The sequence below is a fragment of the Flavobacterium chungnamense genome (assembly GCF_039539165.1).
In the GTDB taxonomy this organism is placed as follows: Bacteria; Bacteroidota; Bacteroidia; order Flavobacteriales; family Flavobacteriaceae; genus Flavobacterium; species Flavobacterium chungnamense.
On the sequence record NZ_BAABCS010000006.1, the window covers coordinates 1 to 26,427 of the forward strand.

Annotated in this window: 30 protein-coding genes and 1 other RNA gene; 14 read left to right on the forward strand and 17 right to left on the reverse strand. The window is 30.8% G+C overall.

The window, feature by feature from the left end:
- A partial coding sequence (locus ABD771_RS04050; protein ID WP_425556446.1) for a T9SS type B sorting domain-containing protein occupies positions 1-146 on the forward strand: 146 nt, incomplete at its 5' end.
- A 72-nt stretch (positions 147-218) separates the two neighbouring features.
- On the opposite strand, the gene ABD771_RS04055 is transcribed toward ABD771_RS04050, so the two are convergent.
- The gene (locus ABD771_RS04055) at positions 219-905 is read right to left on the reverse strand and encodes an SIMPL domain-containing protein (RefSeq protein ID WP_345090965.1); all 687 of its coding nucleotides are present in this window, start codon (positions 903-905) and stop codon (positions 219-221) included.
- Positions 906-1,091: 186 nt separating this feature from the next.
- Positions 1,092-1,739 (reverse strand): rhomboid family intramembrane serine protease, encoded by a 648-nt coding sequence (locus tag ABD771_RS04060; RefSeq protein WP_345090968.1) that lies wholly within the window; start codon positions 1,737-1,739, stop codon positions 1,092-1,094.
- A gap of 100 nt (positions 1,740-1,839) precedes the next feature.
- Between ABD771_RS04060 and ABD771_RS04065 the strand changes: the two genes are divergently transcribed.
- On the forward strand, positions 1,840-2,715 hold the full coding sequence (locus tag ABD771_RS04065; protein WP_345090971.1) for a lysophospholipid acyltransferase family protein: 876 nt from the start codon (positions 1,840-1,842) through the stop codon (positions 2,713-2,715).
- Positions 2,716-2,791: 76 nt separating this feature from the next.
- Here the strand turns inward: ABD771_RS04065 and ABD771_RS04070 are convergent, their stop codons facing one another.
- Positions 2,792-4,411, reverse strand: a complete 1,620-nt coding sequence (locus ABD771_RS04070; protein ID WP_345090974.1) for an ABC-F family ATP-binding cassette domain-containing protein — start codon at positions 4,409-4,411, stop codon at positions 2,792-2,794.
- 221 nt (positions 4,412-4,632) lie between these two features.
- On the opposite strand from ABD771_RS04070, the gene ABD771_RS04075 reads away from it, so the two are divergent.
- Together ABD771_RS04075 and ABD771_RS04080 are read left to right on the forward strand one after the other, a co-directional pair.
- Positions 4,633-5,067 carry a hypothetical protein gene (locus tag ABD771_RS04075; RefSeq protein WP_345090977.1) on the forward strand — a complete coding sequence of 145 codons (435 nt, stop codon included), beginning with the start codon at positions 4,633-4,635 and terminating at the stop codon, positions 5,065-5,067.
- Between the two features lie 67 nt (positions 5,068-5,134).
- Positions 5,135-6,616, forward strand: coding sequence for an SNIPE associated domain-containing protein (locus tag ABD771_RS04080; protein ID WP_345090980.1), 1,482 nt, complete (start codon positions 5,135-5,137; stop codon positions 6,614-6,616).
- Positions 6,617-6,668: 52 nt separating this feature from the next.
- On the opposite strand, the gene ABD771_RS04085 is transcribed toward ABD771_RS04080, so the two are convergent.
- A complete protein-coding gene (locus ABD771_RS04085) occupies positions 6,669-7,439 on the reverse strand; it encodes a TlpA family protein disulfide reductase (protein WP_345090983.1) in 771 nt (256 codons plus the stop codon).
- 217 nt (positions 7,440-7,656) lie between these two features.
- Here ABD771_RS04085 and ABD771_RS04090 point away from each other — a divergent pair, with 217 nt between their 5' ends.
- The 7 genes from ABD771_RS04090 (at position 7,657) to ABD771_RS04120 (ending at position 12,556) form a co-directional block, all read left to right on the forward strand.
- The gene (locus ABD771_RS04090; protein ID WP_345090988.1) at positions 7,657-8,046 is read left to right on the forward strand and encodes a hypothetical protein; all 390 of its coding nucleotides are present in this window, start codon (positions 7,657-7,659) and stop codon (positions 8,044-8,046) included.
- A 148-nt stretch (positions 8,047-8,194) separates the two neighbouring features.
- On the forward strand, positions 8,195-8,941 hold the full coding sequence (locus ABD771_RS04095; RefSeq protein ID WP_345090991.1) for a prolipoprotein diacylglyceryl transferase: 747 nt from the start codon (positions 8,195-8,197) through the stop codon (positions 8,939-8,941).
- A gap of 146 nt (positions 8,942-9,087) precedes the next feature.
- Positions 9,088-10,476: a radical SAM protein gene (locus ABD771_RS04100; RefSeq protein WP_345090994.1), complete on the forward strand. Its 1,389-nt coding sequence runs from the start codon at positions 9,088-9,090 to the stop codon at positions 10,474-10,476.
- Position 10,477: 1 nt separating this feature from the next.
- Positions 10,478-10,684 (forward strand): hypothetical protein, encoded by a 207-nt coding sequence (locus ABD771_RS04105; protein WP_345090997.1) that lies wholly within the window; start codon positions 10,478-10,480, stop codon positions 10,682-10,684.
- Between the two features lie 4 nt (positions 10,685-10,688).
- Positions 10,689-10,874: a hypothetical protein gene (locus ABD771_RS04110; RefSeq protein ID WP_345091000.1), complete on the forward strand. Its 186-nt coding sequence runs from the start codon at positions 10,689-10,691 to the stop codon at positions 10,872-10,874.
- Between the two features lie 6 nt (positions 10,875-10,880).
- Entirely contained in the window at positions 10,881-11,075 is a 195-nt protein-coding gene (locus tag ABD771_RS04115) for a hypothetical protein (RefSeq protein WP_345091003.1), read from the forward strand.
- An 89-nt stretch (positions 11,076-11,164) separates the two neighbouring features.
- A complete protein-coding gene (locus ABD771_RS04120) occupies positions 11,165-12,556 on the forward strand; it encodes a TlpA family protein disulfide reductase (protein ID WP_345091006.1) in 1,392 nt (463 codons plus the stop codon).
- Positions 12,557-12,666: 110 nt separating this feature from the next.
- Here the strand turns inward: ABD771_RS04120 and fsa are convergent, their stop codons facing one another.
- The 6 genes from fsa to ffs all read right to left on the reverse strand — a co-directional run bounded on the left by fsa (position 12,667) and on the right by ffs (position 16,372).
- Positions 12,667-13,323 (reverse strand): fructose-6-phosphate aldolase, encoded by a 657-nt coding sequence (fsa, locus tag ABD771_RS04125; protein WP_345091008.1) that lies wholly within the window; start codon positions 13,321-13,323, stop codon positions 12,667-12,669.
- A gap of 63 nt (positions 13,324-13,386) precedes the next feature.
- Positions 13,387-13,926: a hypothetical protein gene (locus ABD771_RS04130; protein WP_345091011.1), complete on the reverse strand. Its 540-nt coding sequence runs from the start codon at positions 13,924-13,926 to the stop codon at positions 13,387-13,389.
- Between the two features lie 74 nt (positions 13,927-14,000).
- Positions 14,001-14,804 carry an SDR family oxidoreductase gene (locus ABD771_RS04135; protein WP_345091014.1) on the reverse strand — a complete coding sequence of 268 codons (804 nt, stop codon included), beginning with the start codon at positions 14,802-14,804 and terminating at the stop codon, positions 14,001-14,003.
- Positions 14,792-15,160 carry a bleomycin resistance protein gene (locus ABD771_RS04140; protein ID WP_298305262.1) on the reverse strand — a complete coding sequence of 123 codons (369 nt, stop codon included), beginning with the start codon at positions 15,158-15,160 and terminating at the stop codon, positions 14,792-14,794. The genes ABD771_RS04135 and ABD771_RS04140 overlap by 13 nt, the downstream gene beginning before the upstream one ends.
- 37 nt (positions 15,161-15,197) lie before the next feature.
- On the reverse strand, positions 15,198-16,196 hold the full coding sequence (locus tag ABD771_RS04145) for an enolase C-terminal domain-like protein (RefSeq protein WP_345091017.1): 999 nt from the start codon (positions 16,194-16,196) through the stop codon (positions 15,198-15,200).
- 78 nt (positions 16,197-16,274) lie between these two features.
- An RNA gene (gene ffs / locus ABD771_RS04150) (signal recognition particle sRNA small type) lies at positions 16,275-16,372 on the reverse strand.
- A gap of 86 nt (positions 16,373-16,458) precedes the next feature.
- Here ffs and ABD771_RS04155 point away from each other — a divergent pair.
- The gene (locus tag ABD771_RS04155; RefSeq protein WP_345091020.1) at positions 16,459-17,502 is read left to right on the forward strand and encodes a glutaminyl-peptide cyclotransferase; all 1,044 of its coding nucleotides are present in this window, start codon (positions 16,459-16,461) and stop codon (positions 17,500-17,502) included.
- 260 nt (positions 17,503-17,762) lie between these two features.
- Here ABD771_RS04155 and ABD771_RS04160 read toward each other — a convergent pair whose 3' ends face one another.
- Both ABD771_RS04160 and ABD771_RS04165 read right to left on the reverse strand, forming a co-directional pair.
- Positions 17,763-18,347, reverse strand: a complete 585-nt coding sequence (locus ABD771_RS04160; protein ID WP_345091023.1) for a hypothetical protein — start codon at positions 18,345-18,347, stop codon at positions 17,763-17,765.
- Positions 18,348-18,464: 117 nt separating this feature from the next.
- A complete protein-coding gene (locus ABD771_RS04165; protein ID WP_298305247.1) occupies positions 18,465-19,187 on the reverse strand; it encodes a bacteriorhodopsin-like in 723 nt (240 codons plus the stop codon).
- A 112-nt stretch (positions 19,188-19,299) separates the two neighbouring features.
- Between ABD771_RS04165 and ABD771_RS04170 the strand changes: the two genes are divergently transcribed.
- A complete protein-coding gene (locus ABD771_RS04170; protein WP_345091026.1) occupies positions 19,300-20,184 on the forward strand; it encodes a Brp/Blh family beta-carotene 15,15'-dioxygenase in 885 nt (294 codons plus the stop codon).
- Positions 20,185-20,233: 49 nt separating this feature from the next.
- On the opposite strand, the gene dnaK is transcribed toward ABD771_RS04170, so the two are convergent.
- Together dnaK and ABD771_RS04180 are read right to left on the reverse strand one after the other, a co-directional pair.
- Positions 20,234-22,120, reverse strand: a complete 1,887-nt coding sequence (dnaK, locus tag ABD771_RS04175; protein WP_345091029.1) for a molecular chaperone DnaK — start codon at positions 22,118-22,120, stop codon at positions 20,234-20,236.
- A 140-nt stretch (positions 22,121-22,260) separates the two neighbouring features.
- Complete coding sequence (locus ABD771_RS04180) at positions 22,261-23,160, reverse strand: EamA family transporter (RefSeq protein ID WP_345091032.1); 900 nt, start codon at positions 23,158-23,160, stop codon at positions 22,261-22,263.
- 188 nt (positions 23,161-23,348) lie between these two features.
- On the opposite strand from ABD771_RS04180, the gene ABD771_RS04185 reads away from it, so the two are divergent.
- Positions 23,349-24,773, forward strand: coding sequence for an L-serine ammonia-lyase (locus tag ABD771_RS04185; RefSeq protein ID WP_345091035.1), 1,425 nt, complete (start codon positions 23,349-23,351; stop codon positions 24,771-24,773).
- A 25-nt stretch (positions 24,774-24,798) separates the two neighbouring features.
- Here ABD771_RS04185 and ABD771_RS04190 read toward each other — a convergent pair whose 3' ends face one another.
- From ABD771_RS04190 to ABD771_RS04200, 3 genes are all read right to left on the reverse strand, one after another.
- Positions 24,799-25,071 carry a lipocalin family protein gene (locus ABD771_RS04190; protein ID WP_345091039.1) on the reverse strand — a complete coding sequence of 91 codons (273 nt, stop codon included), beginning with the start codon at positions 25,069-25,071 and terminating at the stop codon, positions 24,799-24,801.
- Positions 25,072-25,086: 15 nt separating this feature from the next.
- The gene (locus tag ABD771_RS04195; RefSeq protein ID WP_345091042.1) at positions 25,087-25,236 is read right to left on the reverse strand and encodes a hypothetical protein; all 150 of its coding nucleotides are present in this window, start codon (positions 25,234-25,236) and stop codon (positions 25,087-25,089) included.
- A gap of 132 nt (positions 25,237-25,368) precedes the next feature.
- Entirely contained in the window at positions 25,369-26,427 is a 1,059-nt protein-coding gene (locus ABD771_RS04200; protein WP_345091045.1) for a DUF389 domain-containing protein, read from the reverse strand.

Genomic DNA, 26,427 nt, shown 5'->3' on the forward strand with positions numbered 1-26,427 from the left:
TTAAACAAATCAGTCCAGCAAGCAAAGGATGGGATGGTACCTACAACGGAAACCTAATGCCATCAACGGATTACTGGTTTACAGTTGACTATCCTGAAGCTGGTGTAATGAAACAATTTAAAGCCCATTTCTCATTAAAAAGATAAAAAAGACAACATAATTAAAAAACAAAAAACTCCTCTAAATGAGGAGTTTTTTTATTTTATATAAGAGATAAATTAATCTAAAATAAAACTTACAGAAACATTGGCAGAAACTTCAATCTCACCAACTGCAAGGGTTTCTCTTGGTACACCTGCTTCAGCAACCATCATATCGGCTTTGTACATAACAGGCGGCGCATAATAAGATTGAGTATTATCTGAAATAAGAATAGCTTTCCCAATTTTTTGATTTAAAACTGAAACATAATCTTCTGCTTTATGCTTTGCATCTTTCATCGCAAGTTTTCTAGCTTCAGATTTATATTCTTCAATTTTAGACGATTTGAATTCAACATCGCTAATGTTATTAATACCATTATCAACCAATCCCATCATTAAAGCGTCATATTTTGTAATATCTTTTAAGGTAATACTTATAGTCTGCGAAGCTTGATAATTATATTTCTTTTTTTCGTAATCGTAATTTCTATTTAAACTTACGCTTGTAGTTTGAAAATCGGAAGTTGGAATACCAAATTTCTTTACGAATTTTACAACTTTATCAACCGTTTCATCATTAAGTTTCTTTACTTCTGTTGCATCTTTTCCAGTGTTTTCAACACCAAAATTTATAACTATATGGTCTGGTTTTACCATAACTTTACCTTCTCCTGATACAGATACTTGAGGAATTTGTTTTTGTTCTTGTGCTTGTGTCATCGTAGCAATAAATGTCATTAAAATTAAAATTGATTTTTTCATATATGTAAAATTTGATTTGTTAGCGGTCATATATGTTATCGCCTTTACTTATTGGAGTTTATCTCACAATTGTTTTATTTTTCATCGGTGTTCGTTGATTTTCAATTGTTTGCAACAAACTAGATATTAGTGGCGATTTCATAATAGTATGTTTTATAAAAATTTAATATCCAAAAGCCGTGCCAATTATAACTTGCCTCGTTTAGCCATTACAAATAAAATAATAATTGGAATTGCTAAAATCACAACCATAAATGTATTATCCATAAACAAAGAAGGCTTTTTCATTAATGTAAATAAGTAGCCACCAATAGCTCCTCCAAAATGTGCTGTGTGTCCAATATTATCGCTTTTTGCTTTCATTCCATAAATTGAATAAAGTAAATATCCTATCCCAAAAATGTAACCTGGAATTGGAATTGGTATAAAAAAGAAATAGATATCTAAACTTGGATCCAATAAAATTGCTGAATAAATAATTCCCATTACTGCTCCAGAAGCTCCAACTGCACTATAACTATAATCATCTTTATGAAAAATCATCGTAAGAAGACTTCCGAAGATAAGACTCGCAAAATAGATTAATATGAATGAAAAATTATTAAGAATTCCATATACAACAGGTGCAAAAAAGTAAAGTGATAACATATTAAAAGCCAAATGACCAATATCAACATGAAGAAATCCTGACGAAATCATTCTAATCTGCTCTCCAGATCGAATACTTCCAACATGAAATTGATACTTTCTAAAAAAAGATAAGTCATCAAACCCTTTAAAACTAATCACAACATTTATCGCAATCAATCCAATCAAAAACAAATTGTACTCCATATCAAACTATTTTTCGTAAAAATAAGAATTGTTCTTTAGGTTTTGTTAAACCAAAGTTGTTAAATTATCAGAAACTGTATATTTGCATAAAAATAAACGAATGCAGTTTTTAATTTACCTTCTTGTCTACCCTATTCTATGGCTAATTTCAATTCTGCCATTTCCGATATTATATTTGTTTTCTGATTTAGTTTATTTTTTAATCTATCGTGTAATTGGTTACAGAAAAAAAACAGTTAGAGAAAATATTGCCCTTGCTCTTCCTCATTTATCCGAAAAAGAACGATTGATTATTGAGAAAAAATCCTACCATCATTTGTGCGATATGTTTCTTGAGATGATAAAAACAATGTCAATTTCTGAAAAAGAAATTAATAAAAGATTTAGTTATTCTAATCTTGATGTTTATTTAGATTTAGAAAAAAAAGGAAAAAGTATAGCTTTAATGTGCGCACATTATGCCAGTTACGAATGGGTTTTATCGATGAACAATCACATTACCTTCAAAGGATATGGAATTTATAAAAAAATTGCAAATCCGTATTTTGATAAATTAGTAAAAAATATTCGAGCAAAATTTAAAGCCTACCTAATTACTACCAAAGAAACCAAGAATTGTATTGAAGAAAATGCAAAAAATGGAGTATTAGGAATCTTTGGTTTTGCAAGTGACCAAACTCCAAGAAGATCCGATAATATGTATTGGGATAGCTTTCTAGGAATCCAAACTCCTATTCATGTTGGAGCTGAAATGCTAGCGAAACGATATGATATGAAAGTAATATTCTTAAAAGTAAAGAAAGTAAAACGCGGCTATTATGAAGCTTCTTTCGAAGTGCTTTCTGATGATGTAAAATCCATTCCAGATTACAAACTATCAGAAAATTTTATGAGAAAAGTAGAACAACAAATCTACGAAGCTCCAGAATTTTACTTGTGGACACACAAACGTTGGAAACATAAAAAATACGATTAAAAAAAAGAAGTCTAAAACATAAATTTAGACTTCTTTTTTATTTAGCACTTCGTACTTCAAACTTCGTACTTCGTACTTAGTTGTACATTTTCTTTCTCAACTCTTGCACCTTGTCATCGTCAAGATATTCATCAAATGTCATGTATCTGTCGATAACTCCGTTTGGTGTAATTTCTAGAACTCTGTTGGCAACCGTTTGCGCAAACTCGTGGTCATGCGTTGTAAACAAAACCGAACCTTTAAAGTTTTTTAGCGAATTGTTGAATGCTGTAATCGATTCCAAATCCAAGTGATTTGTTGGTTCGTCTAGCATTAAAACGTTAGCACGAATCATCATCATTCTTGATAACATACAACGTACTTTTTCACCTCCAGAAAGCACCGTACACTTTTTCAAAGCTTCTTCTCCAGAGAAAATCATTTTCCCTAAGAATCCACGAACGTAAACTTCATCACGCTCTTCTTCTGTTTTCACAAACTGACGCAACCAATCTACTAAATTCAAACTTCCGTCTTCAAAAAAAGAATGGTTGTCGTTTGGTAAATACGATTGTGTAGTTGTAATTCCCCAATCATACGTTCCTTCATCGGCTTTTTGATTTCCGTTTAAGATTTCATAAAAAGCAGTTGTAGCACGTGAATCTTTTGAAAACACAACTACTTTATCGCCTTTCGCCATGTTCAAATCTACATTTTTAAACAACACTTCACCATCAACTGATGCAGCAAGGTTTTGAACATGTAAAATTTGATCTCCAGCTTCTCTTTCAACATCAAAAATAATCGCAGGATATCTTCTACTTGATGGTTTGATCTCATCAAGATTTAATTTGTCAATCATCTTCTTACGAGAAGTAGCTTGTTTCGATTTTGCCACATTCGCACTAAAACGACGGATAAACTCTTCCAACTCGGCTTTCTTCTCTTCGGCTTTCTTATTTTGTTGTGCTTTTTGTTTTGCAGCTAACTGACTAGATTCGTACCAAAACGTATAGTTTCCAGAATAGTGATTAATTTTTGAGAAATCAATATCCGAAATGTGCGTACAAACCGAATCCAAAAAGTGTCTGTCGTGCGAAACTACAATTACCGTATTTTCATAATTAGCAAGGAAATTTTCTAACCAAGTGATGGTTTCAAAATCCAAGTCGTTTGTTGGCTCATCCATTACCAAAACATCAGGATTTCCGAAAAGTGCTTGCGCCAATAACACACGAACTTTAAGTTTTCCTTCCAAATCGGCCATTAAAGTATAATGCAAATCCGAACCAATGCCTAAGTTTGAAAGCATCGAACCAGCATCCGATTCGGCATTCCAACCGTTCATTTCTTCAAATTGCACTTGCAACTCACCTATTCTATCAGCATTTTTATCATCATAATCGGCATACAAAGCATCCATTTCAGATTTCACTGCAAATAGTACTTTGTTACCCATCATTACTGTTTCTAAAACCGTATGTTCATCAAACATGTTGTGATTTTGATTCAAAACCGACATACGTTTTCCTGGTTCCAGAATTACACGACCAGAAGTAGGATCAATATCGCCAGCAAGAATTTTAAGAAACGTAGATTTTCCAGCACCATTGGCACCAATTACGCCATAGCAATTTCCTTGAACAAACGTGGTGTTTACTTCGTCAAATAAGATTCTTTTACCAAATTGAACTGATAAATTAGATACAGTAAGCATTTTTATTATGTTTAAATTTCGGTGCAAAAGTAGTGAAAAGTGTTCAGTTTTCAGTGCTCCGTTCTCAGTTTTTTTCTAAGCACTTTTGCTCAACATTTTGTTGATAAACAGGTAAAAGTACGCGGTTGGTGTTTGTAGGAATTTGGTATATTTGTGATGGATGTGATAATTATATTGCGTCTGTTTATGAATTGTGAGTAATAATTTCAAAACCCTATAAAATGAGAGAATTTATAAAAGGATTATTTAGAAAAAATTCAAATCAGAAAATGATTTTTGTTGCTGAAAATATTCAAGTGGAAAAATCAAGACGTGAAATTCTTTCTGAAAAGTTTTTTAGAAATTTAGGATTAGTTGAAGATTTTAAACTGACTTATGAGTGTTACTGTGACATAAGTGAAACATGGAATTCTCAGGCATTTGCTGATTCCAACATTACAAATAGACAATACTATGAAACGCTTAAACAAATTTCTGAAGAAGAATATTCCGAAAAACAATGTAACGCTATTAGAACAGCAGAGATTCACGAAAATGCAGTAGAAGATTATATTATAAGTTTGGACTCTCAATATGACAATTTAAAATTACTTTGTGATGAGATAAAAGCAAAAGAAGACAAGCTTTTAGGCACTTTAACAAATTTGAAAAAATAAACATAATCTAATAATACTTACAACATTACACAAAAAAAAAGACAAAACTTATCATAAATTTTGAACTATGGGATTATTTGATTTTCTAAAAAAGAAAGAGTTTGAAGAAATAAGAACTTTAAAAGAGAAACTTGAAAAGTTTAAATCTATTACTAATGTTCAAGATGAAGTTGATAATAAAAAGAAAGAATTAGAACTACTAATTTTACAGAAAGAATCTGAATTAGGGTTACTAATTAAAAACAAAACACGTGAAATCTCAGAAAAGGAAGAAGAGCTAAATAAAATTATTTCTGAAAAGGAAGTCGAATTAAATTCAACAATTGAAAACAAAAAACAGTCAATAAATTACATTCAAAAAGACTTTGACGAATTAAATCTAAATTATCAAACAGCTCTTGAAACATACACAAGACTTCGAAAAGATGTTAGTTTATACGAATCAAAATTAGATTTAATAGAATTTGGAATTTATGAGCCAGTCTATGATTTTGAAAAATCAGAAGACTACAGAACAGAACAAAATAGAATCATTGAAGAACAAAAATTGATGATTCAATCTGAAACAGCTGCAACATGCAGAACAGAATGGACAATTGATGGAAGTGTCACAAAAGGTAGAGCAACCACAAAAAAATATATAAAATTAGTGCTTCGTGCTTTTAATGGTGAATGTAATTCTCAAATTGCAAAAGTAAAATGGAATAACGTTAATCAAATGAAAGAACGTATTCGTAAATCATATGAAACTTTGAATAAACTTGGTGATGGTTATTCAGTAAGTATTTCTTATGAATTTCTCGAACTTAAATTAAAAGAAATTACCCTTGAATATGAGTTCCAAGCAAAAAGACAAGAAGAAAAAGAAGAAATGCGAGCTATTCAAGAAGAATTGCGAGAAGAAGAAAAAGCAAGACGTGAATTTGAGCAAGCTCAAAAACAAGCTGAAAAAGAAGAAGAAACTTATCAAAGAGCTTTACTAAAAGCGAGACAAGAAGTTGAAAAAGCAACAGGCGAATTACAAGAAGAATTGAATTCTAAAATTTTAATTCTCGAACAAGAATTATTAATAGCTCAAGAAAAAAAAGAACGAGCATTGTCAATGGCGCAACAAACAAAACGAGGACATGTTTATATAATTTCTAACATTGGTTCGTTTGGAGATAACGTTTATAAAATCGGTATGACAAGAAGACTTGAACCTCTTGATAGAGTTAAAGAACTTGGAGATGCCTCTGTACCGTTTCAATTTGACGTTCACGCTATGATTTATTCAGACGAAGCAAGAACTTTAGAAAGCGAACTACATAAAGCGTTTTCTAATAAAAAGGTTAATATGTTAAACTACAGAAAAGAATTTTTCAATGTTAGTTTAGAAGAAATTGAGCAGAAAATTGACGAATTAGGATTTGAGGCTGAATTTACAATTTTACCGGAAGCAATGCAATATAGAGAAACATTGGCTTTATTGGAAAAAATGAATTCTAAAGCAGAAACTAAAACTATTGAAGATATAATTGCTGAAGAATACCCAAATAGCTTAAATTAAGTACTGCCAAAAAACTAGATAGCGGATTTACAATCCATGCCTACAAAAATCCCTACTTCCTACTCTCCTTTTCCAAAGCCACTTTCAAAGCATGGTCGTTGGCTAAAACTTTTACAATTTTACCGTCTTTATTCACAATATAATGCGTTGGAAAAGCATTCAATTGCAACACTTCGTTCATGTATTTTTTCATGTTAGGAACTACAGCATACGATAATGGTTTTTTGGCTAAAAACACTTTCAATTGTTCTGGCGTATCTTCGGCTAAACTTACAAAAACAATGTCTTTTCGGTCTTTGTATTGATTAACCATTTCGTTTAACGAAGGAATTTCTTTCACACAAACCGCACAATGAATAAACCAACATTTCACCACCATAATCTTGCCTTTCATAGATTCATTAGAAATTATATTTCCTTCTAAATCGGTAAAATTAAACTTCGGAAAAGGTTTGCCTTCTTGGTTAAAATTATCGTTTTCATCAAACGACACTTGAGCAATAGTCGCTTTAATATTAGAATCAGAATTTGGCAAAAGTTTAAACAATTGGTATTGGAAAATCGTGTCAGCAGTTTTCAAACGAATAGGAATCGTATTGCCATCCATCAAAGTTTTCAAGAAAGCACTTTTCTCAATTACGGTTCCGTTTTCATCAATTGGCGTAAAATCTCTTGAAAGCATGATGTTTTCATTGTGGTACTTCCACCAATTCATAAAATTACTTTGAATCTCTGTTGGATTAACTTCGGGTTCACCCAATTTTGTCTGTCCAGAACAAGAAACTAGCAAAAAGAAGAATGCAAAACTTAAATATTTGGTCATTGAGAGTGTTTTATAGGTTGCAAAATTACAAATCAATTTTATTATTCTTCCGTTTTTATTAAAACCAAGTAAAACTAATTAGAGAAGTGTGGTTTTTTATCGTTATATTTGATAATGACCTGATAAAGTTCTTAAGTAGTCATTAATTAGGATTTTCGTCATTTCAAAAACGGTAAAAAACTCAATAAGAGTCATTTAATTTACAAATACACATATTATGGATAATAGTGCAACATTGGAACAATTGAAGTTGGCTCAGAAAGAACTTCAACTTCAACATGAAGAGTTGGAAAAATGTTCCCAAGAATTGAGGATAGCAAAAAAAAAGCTGAACAATAGAGAAAAGGAAAAGGACGAAAGCATCAAAGAGCTTAATAGCAATCTAGAAAAAATGATGTATATTATTTGCCACAAGGTTAGAAAATCGGTTGCCAATATTTTAGGAATTTCTGTTTTACTGCAAACCGATACCAATCTAGGAACTGAGGATTGGAAGGAAATGCTTTCTATAATTATTAAGTCAGCCCAATCACTGAATGTTGCTACAGAAGAATTGTCTAAATTTATTCATTTTAGTAAGGTTGATGACGATGCAATTGAAGATTAAATTATTGAATTCTTTATTCGTCTTTATTTGCCTGTAATAACTATTTTAACAAGCTGTGCAAAACTTCTGACTTTGAGCCAAAAAAATAAATCCGTACCCACAATCAAATTAAAAATCCTACATTAGCTAAAATTTAGAATTTCATTTCATGTCGTTTCCTTTCCAATTTGATTTCTTTGGCGAAAAAGTATATTATCATTTTATATTTGAAACATTGGCATTCTTTATTGGTGTTCGATTGTATTACTACCATAAAAAAGGAATTACCGATTCCATTTCCGACATCAATCGTCTTTGGATTATGTTGGGTGCTATGGTTGGCGCATTAATTGGTTCGAGAGTTTTGGCGCTGCTTGAAAATCCTTCCGAAATTGCGAATCAAACCTTACTCACTTTCTATCAAAACAAAACCGTTGCCGGAGGATTCCTTGGCGGATTGTTTGGCGTAGAACTTTTTAAGAAATGTATTGGTGTCAAAACCGCTTCTGGAGATATTTATGTCATTCCAATAATCGTAGCACTTTTCATTGGAAGAATTGGTTGTTTTTCTATGGGAATTGCCGAACCAACCTACGGAATTGAAACCACATTCTTCACCGGAATGAATCTTGGCGATGGCAAATTACGTCATCCTGTGGCATTGTATGAAATGATTTATATGGTGTTGCTTTTGCTACTTTTCAGAAAAATAAAAAATGTAAATTTAATTAATGGCGACCGATTCAAACTCTTTATGGTTTTATACTTTTTGTATCGTTTTTCCGTTGAATTTATAAAACCCTATGAACCTTTATGCTTACATTTGAGTAGCATTCAATGGAGCTCGATTTTTATATTTGTTTATTACTATAGATTTATTTTAAGATTACTAAAACTGTATTTAAAAAAAAATTAACCACATAGAAACATAGAAAAAAGATAGAGATAGTCCAATTCTTGGATTTCACATAGCTATGTATTCTTTAATGAGTGAAACGACTTTTAAAATGATACAAAACTATGTTTCTATGTGGTTAAAAAAAACGTTAAACTAAAAAAACAATGCCAAATAGACCTTACATATACTACGATTACACCAAATCACTTTGTCCAACTTGTTTAGAATTGGTCGATGCCAAAATTGTATTTCAAGACGAGAAAGTTTGGATGCTAAAACATTGCAAAACCCATGGCGATTCTCGTTCTATGATTGCAGACGATGTTGAATATTACAAACAAATTAGAAACTACAACAAGCAATCGGAAGTGCCTTTGAAATTCAATACCAAAGTACATTATGGTTGTCCGTATGATTGTGGTTTATGTACCGATCACGAGCAACATTCGTGTTTGTCGATTGTAGAAGTTACCGATAGATGCAATTTGGCTTGTCCAACGTGTTACGCTTCGTCAGCACCCAATTATGGACGTCACCGGACGTTGGAAGAAATTGAAAAAATGTTTGACGTAATCGTTGCCAATGAAGGCGAACCTGATGTGGTTCAAATTTCGGGTGGTGAACCAACGGTGCATCCGCAGTTCTTTGAAATTATGGATATTGCAAAAAGCAAACCTATCAAACATTTGATGTTGAACACCAATGGAATTCGAATTGCGAAAGATATTTCATTTGTAGAAAAACTCGCAAGTTACATGCCTGATTTTGAAATTTATCTACAATTTGACAGTTTTAAACCCGAAGTTTTAGAAAAATTACGTGGCGAAGATTTAACCGAAATTCGTAAGAAAGCTATAGAAAATTTGAATCATTTTAATCTTTCAACAACTTTAGTAATTACGTTGCAAAAAGGTGAAAACGATGATGAAATTGGGAAAATTCTTGAATATGCAGTTAAACAAAAATGTGTTCGTGGTGTAACATTTCAACCGACTCAAGTTGCAGGACGAAATGAAAATTATGATGATGCGACAGGAAGAATTACGTTGACTGAAGTTAGAAGAAAAATCTATGAGCAATATCCAATTTTTACGCCACAAGATTTGATTCCTGTGCCTTGTAATCCAGATGCTTTGTGTATGGCTTATGCTTTAAAAATGGATGGCGAAGTAATTCCGATGACGCATTTATTGAATCCAGAAGATTTATTGAATACTACTAAAAATACCATTGTTTATGAAAATGATGAAGATTTGAAAAATCATCTAATAACGATGTTCAGCACAGGAATTTCGGTGGATTGTGCTGAGGATACTTTTGGAGAATTAATGTGTTGTTTGCCGAGAGTAAAATCGGATAGTTTGCATTACGATAACTTGTTCAGAATCATTATCATGAATTTCATGGATGCTAGTGATTTTGATGTTCGAGCTGTAAAGAAATCATGTGTTCATATCGTAGACAAACGCTACAAATTAGTACCTTTTGAAACGATGAATTTGTTTTATAGAGATAATAAAATTGAGGAAATTAGAGAAAAGTTAAATCGATAGTATGGAACATATTTTCAAATTAGCCTTAGTAGTAATTTTTGTTTGTGTGATTACCTTTTTTGCAGGAATTGTAAAATTATTTCAAAATAAAGATTCGAATTCAACGGCTATCAAAATGATTTTGTTTTCTTTATTGACAATAATAATTATTCTAATTATAGGAGTTTCAGCATGTTTTTCAAACTTAAGCCTAGACGGAATACATTAATTTTATGGGAATAATAACTTTTTTATCTGGAATATTATCTTTTGTTGGTCTTATAGGTTTGTTAGTAGGATTTATTTTAGTTTTATCAAAAAAAGAACAAGATAAAAAAGATGGTATTCAAATTTTACAGTATTCAATAATTGGATTCATTATTGGTTTTGGTACCTGTGCTGTACTTTTTAAATGGTAAAATAAAATGAAAGAAATATTAGTAACAATTGGTATAATTCTAGCAATAATAAGTGTTATAGCATTTGTTGTTGGGTTCGTCATGATCTTTTTTGAAAGTAGAAGAAAACTTGGTTTAAAAGTTATGCTATTTTCAGTAATAGGATTTATCATTGGTTTTGGAACTTGTTTTGCTAATTTTTCATTGGGAGCGATGCATTAATTTTTATTTAACTAATGATTAACAATGTTTTTAGAAACAACAATATACATTTGTTTTGAAAAATATTTTTGATGAAAAGTTTGCCCTTAATGAAATCATTATTAATTCCTACACTCCTTCTAATACTGATGAGTTCTTGTAAAAAAGAATTTTCAGGTGATGATTACGTTGCCTATTTTGGTGGTGAAGTTGCAAATCCGAGCAATCCTTATGTACTTTTTTGCAAAAACAATGTAGTAATTGATACCATTCCATTAAACAAAGACAATACTTTTTTTAAAAAATTTGATTCTTTGACTCCTGGTTTATATTCTTTCAAACATGAACCAGAATACCAATATGTATATTTTGATAAAAACGATAGTATAAAAGTTCATATTGATTCAAAAGATTTTGATGAATCTATTATTTTTTGCGGAAGAGGTGATCGAAAAAATAATTTCTTAATGGAAATGTATTTAAGAAATGAAAAGGATAAGAACAAAATGTTTGAAACCTTTGATTATCCTTTTGAAAAATTTGATACTTACATCAATAAAACGAATTCTGATAATGAAAAATTTTACAATTCAAGAAAAGAAGAAATAAAATGGAGCGAAGAATTTGATGTCTATGCAAATGGTATTGTTAAATTTCCTCATTACACCAAAAAAGAAATCTATCCTATCATTCACAAGATGAGAACTGGAGAGGATGTTTTATCTAAATTACCAAAAGATTATTATGCTTTTAGAGATGAAATAGATTATAGCAATGAAGCATTAACTGAATTTTCTCCTTTCGTAATGTATCTTGACCACATGCTTAATAATGTTGGCGCAATAAACTACCATAATCATTTGTCTGATTGTGATTTGGCTTTAAAAATGAACATCAACAAATTAAACATAGCCGATACCTTAATAAAAAATGAAAAAGTAAAAAATATAGTTTTAAATAACATCGCTTTCCGTTATTTAATGGAAGATCAAAATGTAGTCAATAACACTGAATTTCTAAAAACCTATCACAAATATTCAACCGATAAGAGTAAGAAAAATGAAATTCTGAAAATTGGGAATGCAATACAATTATTAACCGATGGCAAAGCATTGCCAGAAGTTCAACTTATTGATTCAAAAGGAAATAAAATTTTATCAAATGATTTAATCAAGAAAAATACGGTGCTTTTCTTTTGGTCAGAAAAACTTAACTCGCATTTAATTGCAGCACACAAAAAAGTTTTGGCACTAAAATCTAAATATCCAAATTATAACTTTATTGCTATAAATCTTGATGATAACACAGAGCAATGGAAAACCGATTTAAAGAAATATAACTTTGGAAATATAACAGAATTAAAATGTGTAAATTTTGAAGATATAAGAGCAAAATGGGCCATTACAAAAGTACACAGAACTATAATTGTAAATGCAGACAAGACAATCAAAAATGGTTTTACAAACATGTTTGAAGTCAACTTTGAGGATGAATTAAAGTAGTATTTTGTTGATAGTAAAAATATCGAAAATATAAAAAGGCGATTTTCAAATTGAATATCGCCTTTTTTATAATTTCGTACCTCGTACCTCGTACTTCTAACTTCTTACTTTTACTTATTTCCCTTCTCGAAATCAGCTATAAACTGAGCTAATCCGATATCGGTTAAAGGATGTTTTAATAAACCTAAAATAGCTGAAAGTGGTCCAGTCATAACATCAGCACCAATTTTTGCACAATTTACAATATGCATAGTGTGACGCACAGAAGCAGCAAGAATTTGAGTTTCATAACCATAGTTATCATAGATTTCTCTAATTTCCTGAATCAAATTCAAACCATCTGTAGAAATATCATCTAAACGACCAATAAATGGTGATACAAAAGTTGCTCCAGCCTTAGCCGCCAATAATGCTTGACCAGCAGAAAATACTAAAGTTACATTAGTTTTAATTCCTTTATCAGAAAAATATTTACAAGCCATTACACCTTCTTTTGTCATTGGTAATTTTACCACAATTTGATCGTGTAATTCCGCTAGTTCTTCGCCTTCTTTAATCATTCCGTCGTAGTCTATCGCATTTACTTCGGCGCTAACTTCTCCGTCACAAATATTACAAATGTCAACGTAATGTTTTAAAATATTGTTTTTCCCTGTAATTCCTTCCTTAGCCATCAACGAAGGATTGGTTGTAACGCCATCAAGAACACCAAGTGATTGTGCCGCTTTTATTTCGTTTAAATTGGCTGTGTCAATAAAAAATTTCATAATATATAGTTAAGTTGTGTTTTATTAAGGTGCAAAATTACAATTTAAAATTTCTTTTAAGAATTATTTTTTTGAGTAAATTTCTTTTAGATTATTTTCATAATCACCACCAGCTTCAATCTTTGAAATATCACTGATATTCATCAACAATTTTTTCCTATCTAAAGAAACATATGTTCCAAATTCATAAATAACAATACTATCATTATCCATATCTTCAATTTGTCCAATTATACACATACCTGTATCTATGTTTTGAATATCTAATGAAATATATCCAAATTTTTCATAAACTGATTTTAATGCTTCGTGAATATTATCAATTTTAATATCAAAAAGATTCTGAATTCTTTTTTCTTTTAAAACAAACCTCTCAGTAGTAGAAATATCATTTCCTTCCCATCTTAATCTTGTAATATTCTCTCTTCTAATTATACAGATTCCATTTGCTTCACCTATACTCGTAAATTGCTCCAGCAAAAGGAAATCGTCATTAAATTTTACAATGTAACCATAAGTTGATTCTTCGAAATAATCGGTGTAAACATCAACTAATATTTTTTCAGCATGAAGTTTCTCAAGATATTTTTGTTGTAATTCCATAAGGATATTAATTTAGAATTGACTTTACTTTAATATTACAAGGTTTAATTAAAAAACAAATTATTCACTTAGAGCTAAAGTTTATAATGATTCATCAACATTTTCTCGTACACTTTATCGGGTAAAATTCTTTTTAAAACGATTGAAAATTTTTGCATAAAAGCGCCAATTTTATAATGAATTTTAGGATTTGGATTCTGAATTATTTTATAAATTGCTTCTGCCATTTCATTTGGATTACTTCCAGAATCAACGTGTTCATCCATTGTTTTCAACGTATTTCCATACGGAATTTCATAAGCAGAACCTTTGATTAATGGTGCATGAAAACGACCTGCAGCAATATTAGTAGCAAAATCACCTGGCGCAACATTAGTAATATGAATTCCAAACGATTTTACTTCCATTCGTAAGGCTTCAGTAATTAATTCTAAAGCACCTTTTGATGCCGAATAAATTCCTCTGTAAGGCAATCCCATGTATCCGGCAATCGAAGTAATATTGATAATCAAACCTGATTTTTGCAAACGCATTTGTGGCAAAACCGCTTTCATTACTTCAATTGGTCCAAAAAGATTGGTTTCGAAGTTGTTTTTGATTTCTTCTGTCGGAATTTCTTCAATTGGTCCTGTAATTCCTACTCCAGCGTTATTAATAACAACGTCTATCCTACCCGATTTAGAAATTACTTCTTGAACAGCATTTTGAATACTTTCAACATTTCGAACATCCAAAGCAATCAACGGAAAAACCGAACCTTGAATTCGCTCAGGGTTTCTACTCGTTCCGTAAACTACAAATCCTTTAGCATGAAGAAACTCTCCAATAGATTTTCCAATTCCTGAAGAACCACCTGTAATTAGTACTACTTTTTCCATAAATCTTGTCCGAATTGAATCATATAACTATTGTTGTCGTATATAGCAAACTCACGCATTCCCCAATCAAAATCTTCAATATCGTAAGCTACTTTTACTTTATCTTTCAAATCATTCCACAAAGTATCAACATCATCGGTCTTTATGTAAAATGTTCCTGAAAAATAAGGTCTTTCAAATGGTGTGTGTTCATTTGGTTCAGCAATCATAATTTCACATTCGTCTTTGCTGACGGCTGCCCAACCCCATTCTTCACTTTGATTTCCACAAGTAAATCCTAAAATGTCACAGTAAAAATCTACTGTTTTTTGTAATTCTTTGGTCCAAATCATTGGAACTATTGGCTGAAATTTCATCTTAAAATAATTATGGTATAAAGATAGAAATTCTAATTTAGATTATAGAAATTCCTAATCCTGGTTTTTCAGAAATTTGGATTCTACCTTTAACAATTTGACTTCCTTTTGCAATATCATTAGCTACTAAATTGGCTCCATCTAAATCGGCAAAATCACATAATGGTGCTAAAACCGAACCAGCAGAAATCCCAACAGAAGATTCTGTCATACAGCCAATCATGATTTGATAATTCAAACTTCTAGCCTTTTGAATCATTTCTATTGCTGGAGTCAATCCACCACATTTCACTAATTTGATATTAATGCTTTTATAATGTGGTTTTAATTGTTCTAAGGAAGCTATATCTTGACAATCTTCATCCGCCATCCAATTGGAATGTAAATTAGCCTTTAAAACATCATAATTTTCTTTACCTTTTTTCATAGGCTGTTCCAAGTAAGAAAACTTTTCTGAAGTAATTTCATTTTGCAACCAAATACAGTTTTCTTTATCAAAACTTCCGTTGGAATCTAAGGCAATATCATAATTTAATTCAAGTAAAGATTTAATCTCATTTTTATTGAAATGATTACACTTTACTTTAAATTTATTCCAAGAAGATTTCTTTATTTTCTGAATTTGATTTTCAATAGAATCCACACTTATAGTTATTGAAGATTCAGGAAGTTGATTTATTTCAATTGCATTTAATTCTAAAAATGATTTGTTCTCTAGTTTTCCAAATAAATCCCAATAAGCACAATCTAATGCCGAACGCAAGAAACTTGGCAAGTCTAAAGTCAATAAAAAACTATAAAATTCAATAGGATAATGTATCTTCTGAAGTTCAATTTGCTCTTTAATTACTTCTAATTTTTGAACAAAATCTTGTAAGTTTATTTGATAATAATCAATTGCGGTACATTCACCATAACCAATTTTATTGTGACTTTTCAACGAAACGATTAGTGCTTCTCTAAAAGTATAATTTCCGTAAGAAATGGAGAAAGTTTCCTTTAATTCTAATCGAACTATTTGCCAAGATAAATTCATTAAAGGAGCGTTGAAGTTAATTTGTTTAATTACAAACAAATATAAAAAATAAATTCCGAAACGAGTTCGGAATAAAAAGATGGCAAGCGACCTACATCGCACCGCTACAACCACATACCTTTGCTATGTTCCCATCCTGGAGGATTCTGCAGGAGCTGGTCGTGTAGGACTTGCCGGTGCAAAGATACAATCTTTTTATATTTTTGCAAGAAATTAACATCTTAAATAATACATTTGTATCTATAAATAGAATTAAAATCAGATGAAAAATTATAAAGTATTAGCTGTCATTTTATTAGCAGGATTGTCATTCAGTTGTAAAACTACTGATGAAGATTTTTTTACCATAAATGAGAGCAAAATAAAAGCTCAATACACTACCGAAGACATTTTAAATCTTGAAGTTGATAATCCAAAAACTCAAAAAATCGACAGTATTGTTTATACCATTAATGATAAAAAAGTGGGTTCTAGCAAAAGTAATTCTAGTTTTTCGTTTCCTTTAAAGAATCAAAAATTAGGATATCAAAATATAAAAGCTGCTATCCATTATGATGGTGCTACCGAACTAGATTCGACAAGAATTGAAGTTATTTCAAATTTGGAACCTAAAATTCTAAAATTTACACTTTTAAATACTTATCCTCATGACAACAAAGCTTATACACAAGGATTGGAGTTTTATAATGGTGTTTTATATGAAGGAACTGGACAAAGAGGAGAATCTACTTTAAGAAAAACTAATTACAAAACAGGAAATATTGATTTAAAAATAGATTTAGAACCTCGCTTTTTTGGTGAAGGAATTACTTTCTTAAATGATAAAATTTACCAACTTACTTGGGAAGAAACTACTGCTTTTGTTTATGATGCCAAAACATTGAAAAAAATAAAAGAACTTCCGTATGCTAAAAAAATTGAAGGTTGGGGATTAACTAATGATGGTAAGTATTTATATCAATCAGATGGTTCTGAAAAAATTTACAAGTTAAATCCAGAAGATTTGAGCGTAGTTGACTATGTAAATGTTTACTCAAAAGATACAAAAGTAAAATCGCTAAACGAGTTGGAATGGGTTGATGGAAAAATTTACAGTAATGTTTACCAAAAAAATGCAATTGTAATAATAAATCCAACTAATGGTGTTGTAGAAGGAGTTATTAACTTGGCAGAATTAGAAAGCAAAACTACACCTATTGCTGAAAGAGATGTCCTTAATGGAATTGCCTATAATCCTGCGACTAAAACCTTTTTTGTAACAGGTAAGAATTGGGATAAAATGTTTGAAATAAAAATAAATCAATAGTCTGATGAACAATAAAATGCCAAAATCTTGTCAAGAAAATTGGCTTGACCTTTCACCAAACGAAAAGGTTAGATTTTGTAATTTGTGTCAAAAAAACATATTTGACCAAACTACAGAAGGATCAGAATCTAATGAAATAATATGCATGCGTTATGCTACTCAAGAAAACCACGTCAATAAAAAGTTTTCTCATAAGATAAAACAATTCATACTTTCAAGAATAAAAAAAAACCGAGCTCATTAACTCGGTTTTTTAATTTTTACTTTTTCTTTGAATTTACAAACTCCATTTTGGTGGCATCGTAAATTAATTTATTTTCTTGTGTTTTATTTTTTTGAGTGATGGTTCCATCGGCATTTAGAGTAAACTCAAAACCTTCTCTTCTCATTCGCTCTTGTGTTTCTGAAGCGTTTTTCAATCGATCAAGAAATACTTTTTCAACAATATGATTTGTTAATTGGGTATTATAAAAAACTTGCTTTTTTGAGGTTATTTCATAAACATTAGAATAAACAGTTGTAATATCCTCTGTTTTTAAATCGGTTTTATTTAACGTTTTTTCTGTCCAAGACAATAGATATAATTTTACGCCACTAGCAGTAAATGATTTCAATTTGACATCAGTTGGAGCGAATTTTGCATCAGCAGGTTTTACTACAATAGCTTCTTTACCATCAATAGTCAATTGAAAATTACCAGCTTTAACTTCGGCTACCAAGTTATCAACTTTGGCTAAGACTCCTTTAGAAGTTGCAACAGCTTTTTTAACTGTTGATTTTTTCTTTTGAGAATAACTCGCAATGCTACAAAGAGCAATTAATGTAAATAAAACAAATTTTTTCATAGTGTTGTTATGGTTTAATAGGATAGCAATATACAAAAATATTTATTTAGTATATGTTAAATAAAAAAACCGCCTTGCTATGGGAACAAAACGGTTTCAACCAATAAAAACTTAAAACTATTCTTTTGTAGATTTCACTGCTAGGTTATAAATTACCAAGCCAAAACCAATTTTGTTAATAGCATCAGCAATGTTGTAAGCAACATCAACATTACCTTTTCCTAACAATCCTGTGTACCAACCGTCAGTTCCTAACATGTACCCTAATGGATAAATTGCCCAACCAACAAGTACAAACCAACATAAGATTTTGTGTGATGCAAGAACTTCACCTCCAGCAGCAGCAGCTAATTTTGACGCTTCTCCTAACCAAATTTCGTAAACAATAGCGAAATAAGCTATTCCAGAAACTAATCCCCAAATCCAAGCATTACCTGGATCTACAGCTTCACCAAAGTATCCTGTAACTAACATCACTAACGAATAAATAATCATTTTCCATAATAATGATTGTTTAGCGCCAGCAATTTTCAGAATTAAATAAAACTCTAAACACATTAATGGAACAGTTAAAACCCAATCCACATAACGGAAAAAAGTTGGTGATTCTCCAAAACTTGCCCAATAATCTCTCATGTAGAAATAATGAACCGCTGCAATAAAGGTAATTAAACCTGAAACTAAAACTGAAACACGCCACTTCTTATCAAACTGACTTAATGATAAAAAGAAAAAAGCTGATGCAGCCATCATAGCCATGCATCCAATAAAAAATGTGAATCCAACATAGTCAGTTGGCAACATTTTAGAAACCAATGAAATTGATAATAAATTTGACATAGTATAAAAATTTAAGTTATTTGTTTAATCAAATTTAAAAAACAATAAATAAAAAAAATAAAAGTGTTTAACATTTTTTACATATCTTTAAACAAAATTAAATGCAAATATTATGTCACATTCCAACAAGATAGCCATATTAATAAGTTTTTTTGCCTTGTGGATTAATATGTTTTTTTCTCACAAGCATCAACAAGTTATTGGATTTGTAGTAATATTCTTATTCGGAATCCTACACGGTGCCAATGATTTAGCTTTATATCAAAAAATAAATGAGGAAAAAAATACTATTTCTCTAAAAAAAATCATTCTCTATTATATAGGTGTTGTAATTTTAGGAGCATTACTTTTTTATAGTTTTCCAATTATGGCTTTGGTATTGTTTATACTTTTCAGCGGATATCACTTTGGAGAGCAACATTGGAATAAACTTAAAGATAAAGGAAACAATACAATACTAACAATCTTTCAAACTATATATGGATTGTTTATTCTCTTTTTATTGTTTCAATTTCATGAGTTGGAAGTCAAACAAATTATTTTTCAAATTTCTAAGACTTCAATTGATTTTTTAAATTTCAAATTGATAACATTAGCAATAGGAATACTTTTGATAATTTCTGGCATTTTACTTAACAAAAAAACCACTAAATTAAAATCAGAAATAATTCTAAATATCTTTTACCTATTAATTTTTGCAATTGTATTTAAAACAGCCGATTTGATTTGGGCATTTGCCATCTATTTTGTGGTATGGCATAGTTTTCCTTCTATCAAAGAACAAATTCATTTTTTATACGGAAGTTATAATTTTAAAAACTTCAAACGTTATTTTAAATCAGCATTCATCTATTGGATAATTTCACTCTTTGGAATTGCCATTTTGTATTTTCTTTTTAAGGATAAAGAAATTTTTAATGCTATGTTCTTCTCTTTTCTAGCAGCAATAACTTTTCCGCATACCATTGTAATAATCAAAATGCAAAATAAAGCATAAAAAAACCGAGCTATTTCTAACTCGGTTTTTAAATCTATAATAAAATTTATTATTTTACTTCTTCAAAATCAACATCTTGAGTTTGATCACCACTTGCATCAGCTTGTGGTTGAGCTTCTTGAGCTTGACCTTGGTCTCCTTGAGCATACATTGCTTCTGTAGCAACTTTCCAAGCAGCGTTTACATTGTCAAGACCTTTTTGAATTGCTTCTAAATCTTGATTTTGGTGCGCCATTCTCAATTCAGTTAAAGCTGATTCGATACCAACTTTATGATCATCAGTTAATTTATCACCAAGTTCTTTCAATTGACTTTCTGTTTGGAAAATCATACTGTCAGCTTCGTTTAATTTTTCTGCTTTCTCTTTAGCAACTCTATCGCTTTCCGCATTCATTTCAGCATCTTTTTTCATTCTTTCGATTTCTTCTGCTGTTAAACCAGATGAAGCTTCGATACGAATATCATGAGATTTTCCTGTTCCTTTATCTGTTGCAGAAACTTTGATGATACCATTAGCATCAATATCAAAAGTAACTTCAATTTGAGGAACACCTCTTGGTGCTGGTGGAATTCCGTCTAAGTGGAAACGACCGATTGTTTTATTATCTGCAGCCATTGTTCTTTCACCTTGAATAACGTGAATTTCAACACTTGGTTGATTGTCAGCAGCTGTTGAGAATACTTGTGATTTTTTTGTTGGAATTGTAGTGTTAGACTCAATTAATTTAGTCATTACATTACCCATAGTTTCAATTCCTAATGATAAAGGCGTAACGTCTAATAACAATACATCTTTTACATCACCTGTTAAAACTCCACCTTGAATTGCAGCTCCAATTGCTACAACTTCATCAGGATTAACACCTTTTGATGCTTTTTTACCAAAGAATTTTTCAACTTGTTCTTGAATAACTGGAATTCTTGTAGAACCTCCAACTAAGATTACTTCGTCAATATCTGAAACAGATAAACCTGCATCTTTTAATGCTTTAGCAACTGGTTCCATTGAACGTTTTACTAAAGTTTCTGACAATTGCTCAAATTTAGCACGAGTTAATGTTTTAACTAAGTGTTTTGGTCCTGAAGCCGTTGCAGTAACGTATGGTAAGTTAATTTCTGTTTGAGTTGAAGATGACAATTCAATTTTAGCTTTTTCAGCAGCTTCTTTCAAACGTTGTAACGCCATTGGATCTTTACGTAAATCAACACCTTCTTCAGTATTAAAATCGTTTGCCATCCAATCGATGATTACTTGGTCAAAATCGTCTCCACCTAAGTGAGTATCTCCATTTGTAGACAATACTTCAAAAACTCCGTCTCCTAATTCAAGAACCGAGATATCAAATGTACCTCCACCTAAATCGTAAACTGCAATTTTTTGGTCAATTCCTTTTTTATCTAATCCATAAGCTAATGCCGCAGCAGTTGGCTCATTGATGATACGCATTACTTTTAAACCTGCAATTTCACCTGCTTCTTTCGTAGCCTGACGTTGTGCATCGTTAAAGTATGCAGGAACAGTAATAACTGCTTCTGTAACGGTTTGACCTAAATAGTCTTCAGCTGTTTTTTTCATTTTTTGAAGAGTCATTGCTGACAATTCTTGTGGTGTATAAAGTCTTCCGTCAATATCAACACGTGGTGTGTCGTTATCTCCTTTAACAACTTTATAAGCTACAGTAGATGCTTCTTTAGCACTTTCTGAGTATTTATTACCCATAAAACGTTTAATTGACGCTATGGTTTTAGTAGGATTTGTTACCGCCTGTCTTTTTGCAGGGTCACCTACTTTAATTTCGCCACCTTCTACAAATGCAATTACAGATGGTGTAGTTCTCTTTCCTTCTGCATTAGCAATTACAACTGGTTCTCCACCTTCCATAACTGACACGCAAGAATTGGTTGTACCTAAATCGATACCAATAATTTTTCCCATTTTCTTAATTTTCTATTTAATGTTTTTATTTAGTTTTTCAACTTGTTTGTGATATGTCAATGATTGTGCCAAGTGAAATTTGAGAATAAATTGTCAGCTTTATGTATATAAATATGACAAGTTGACATTTGTTTTTCGTATTATTCAGACTCTTTTTGTCTTAAAGTCAAAACTTGTTTGATATTAAAAACAACTATCGACAACGCTATCAATGAATATGAAATAATCTGTGCAACAGAAACCGATTCTTTAAAATAATAAATTGCAAGAAAAAAATGAATCAACGGATTGGTATACATCAATATTCCAACTGTTGAGGAATTCAAACCTTTTAGAGCATATAAATTCAAAAACAATGGGATGATTGTAAACAAAACTACTATCACTAAAAGCAAAGAATAAAATAAAGGTTCTGTTGGAACTTGTCCTCCATAATTAGGATAAAATGGTAGTAAAATAACGGTTGCAAATACCATTTGAATCGTCAAGATTAAAAATCTATCAAAGTCATTATTTCTTCTTTGCGAAATAAGATATAATCCAAAGGAAAAAGCAATTACAACACTGTAAATCAAATCTTTTAAATTACCATAAGACAATATGATACAACTTATTACACATAATAAAACTGCAAACCATTGCCAATAATTGATTTTTTCCTTTAAAATTATGAAAGCCAAAACAGTGGTAATAATTGGACAAATTATATAGGCAAACGAAGCTGATTGCAAACTAACATGATTGACAGCATAAATGAACAAAAACCAATTCAATACTAACAAAAATCCTCCTAAAAGTGTCATTATAATTGTAGTTCTTCGCTTTTTATTTGAATAATTTTTAAACGTTTCTAACGAAGTAATTAAAACCGATTTTCTGAAAATAAAATTAAGAGATAATAAACAAGCGGTTGCAATAAAAACACGATAAAATAAAATATCCAACGAAGCATAATTATGCAATGGTTTTAGCGCCAAACTAAAAAATCCCCAAATAATAAAAGCAGATAAGGCAGAAAGGAAATATTTGTTGATGGGCATCTTATTTTTTTTTGCAAAAGAAATAAAAATGTGAATACAAAATTCCTAATTATATGTTATTAAATTAGATTTCTTCATTTCAAAACACATTTGAGTAATAAAGTATCAAAAACTACTATTCAAATTCTAGGATTTTTGTCAAATTATCATTTTAAACCTTATATTTGCTTTACTAATTAGTACAGTTTATGGAAGAATGCATTTCGGTTTTTGATATGTTAAAAATTGGTGTTGGACCATCGAGTTCGCACACTCTTGGACCTTGGCGTGCCGCTGAACGATTTTTGGCTGAATTAAATCAAGAAAATTTACTAAACACTACAACTCGAATTAAAGTAGATTTATTTGGTTCACTATCATTAACTGGTGTTGGTCACGCTACTGATTTGGCAGTAATGTTAGGCTTGAGCGGACAAGACCCAGAATATATTCCGGTTGAAAATATTGACAAAATTATAAAATCAATTAAATCAACACATCAACTCAACTTAGGAAATCAGCTTTTAATTTCTTTTGATGTTGAAAAAGATATTGTTTTCAATAAAAATTTTTTGCCATTTCATGCTAACGGAATGACTTTTACAGCATTTACTTCTAGCAAAGAATATACTTCTACCTTCTACTCTATTGGTGGTGGATTTGTAGTGAAAGAAGAGCGTGTCAATGCTAAAAAGAAACATCAAATAAAATGTGCTTTTCCGTATCCAGTTCAAAATGCACAAGAGTTATTGGATTATTGCACTACTCAAAATAGAAAAATATCAGAAGTTGTTTACGACAATGAAAAATCGATGCGTTCGGAAGAAGAAATCGATAAAGAGTTAATGCGCATATGGAATACAATGTTAGAATGTATGTACATTGGATGCCATAGTGAAGGAATTTTGCCAGGCGGATTGAATGTACGTCGAAGAGCTTTTGACATGCATCAAGGTTTGATTGGTTTATCCAATTATAATTCGCCTCAAGAATGGTTAGAATGTATTCGTAAAACCGAAGTTAAATTCCGTCAAATTTTAAAATGGGTTTCGTGTTTTGCCTTGGCAGTAAATGAAGTAAACGCAGCTTTAGGAAGAGTTGTAACAGCTCCAACAAACGGAAGTGCTGGAGTTATTCCTGCTGTTTTGATGTATTATTTGGTTATAGAAAATCACCAAGCTGGCGAAAAAGAAATCAAGCAATTTTTGATGGTTGCAGGAGAAATTGGAAGTATTTTCAAAAAAGGTTCAACCATTTCAGCAGCAATGGGCGGATGTCAAGCAGAAATTGGAGTTTCTAGCGCTATGGCAGCAGCAGCGTTGTGTGAAGTTATGGGTGGAACTCCAGACCAAGTGCAAATGGCAGCAGAAATCGCAATGGAACATCATTTAGGTTTAACTTGTGATCCTATTGGTGGTTTGGTTCAAATTCCATGTATAGAAAGAAATACAATGGGTGCAATTAAAGCAATAAATGCAGCTGAATTAGCTATGGAAACTGATGCGAAAAATGCAAAAGTTCCTTTAGATAAAGTTATTAATACCATGTGGCAAACAGCTAAAGACATGAATTCTAAATATAAGGAAACTTCAGAAGGTGGCTTGGCAGTTGCCGTGAATGTTGCCGATTGTTAAGCATAAAAAAGGAGATGAAAGTAAATTATTTGATATATACTTCAATATTACCATTGGCATCTTTTAATTTTAGTTCACTCAACGTAAGATTAACAATATCTTGAGTAGTGGTAACACCATCAATAACTTTAGTCAAATTGTTATTTGATCGCGAATAAATACCTAAATCTGTGAATAATGCACAAGGATCAATTGTGGAGTCATAGTTACCTTCTTCAACGGTATTGTCCGATTTTAATTGCATAAAATCTTTTTCGCAACCAGCTTGATTTTGAGGTGCAGAAATCAATGTTTCCACTCCAGCTACTGTTGTTCATACTTGATTAATCTTCCATTTTCCTGTTAAAGGAGCTAATGTTTCTCCATCATTATCATCATCACTACATGAAATTGTGAAGAAACCAAAAACAGCAACCATCATAACCAATACTAAACTTCTACTTTTTACATTAACTTTTCTCATAACATTTTACTTTATTTGTTAATGACAAAGTTAGTTCTGCAATGAACGAAGTATATTACAGAATAATTTATATTAGTTGCATATTTATAACTCAATTAAGTTTTCTTGAAGTTTTATCAAACAATATAAAAACTATTTTTCTTTCAATTTTTCAATTTCAGATTTCAATAACTCAATTTCAGAATTTAATTTATCAAATTCTTTAAGATAGGTTTTTCCTGCTTCAATAGTTTGATAAATTCTAATTTTTGAATCTTTTAAATCAGTTTTTTTAAGTTTATTTTCAATTGAATTTTGCAATGAATCATCATATTTTTCAACCGTTACATCAACTTCAATTACTTTAGTTTTATTATCAATTTTGGTCTGAACCACATGATATTTTAAATCAATTTCATTGGTTACAAATTGGTTTGCTTTCGATAAATAAATATTTGTTACTGCAAAATTATAAGCTAAATACATCGCGGGAATTATTGCTAGAAAAATCAAAACTCCAAACCAACTATTTACATGCTTTACATTTTCTTTTGAATGTGGACTGAATTTTAAATACTTGACAATAATATAACTTCCAACACAGATAAAAAGAGCATTGATGAAGTAAGTATAAAGTCCGCCAACAAAGTATTCCCATTGCAAGGTTGCCAATCCGAAACTTGCTGTACATAATGGTGGAATACATGAAGTTGCCACTGCTACTCCAATTAAAACTTGTGTTCCATTATGACGCGAAATAGCTATAAATCCTGCCATTCCTCCAAGAAATGCTAATAAAACATCAAATATAGTTGGATGTGAAAAGGATAATAATTCATCGGTTGCAATGGCATAAGGCGTTATTAAATAGTAAATAGTAGCAACGAATAAACTTATAAGTACAATTCGTAGTGCATTTTGGATACTAACTTTTAACAAATCTAAATCAGAAACTCCTAATGAAAAACCGATTCCAAAAATTGGTCCCATCAATGGTGAAATTATCATCGCACCAATAACAGCCGCTTTCGAATTAATGTTTAATCCAATGCAAGAAATGAATATTGCAAAAGCGAGAAGCCAAAGGTTTTTTCCTTTAAAAACAACACCTTCTCTTACCTCTTTATCGGTTTCTATTTCATCTTCCTGACTTCCTTTTAAATCAAAAAGTGATCGAAAATAGCGCTTTATAATTTGAATTCTTGTACTCAT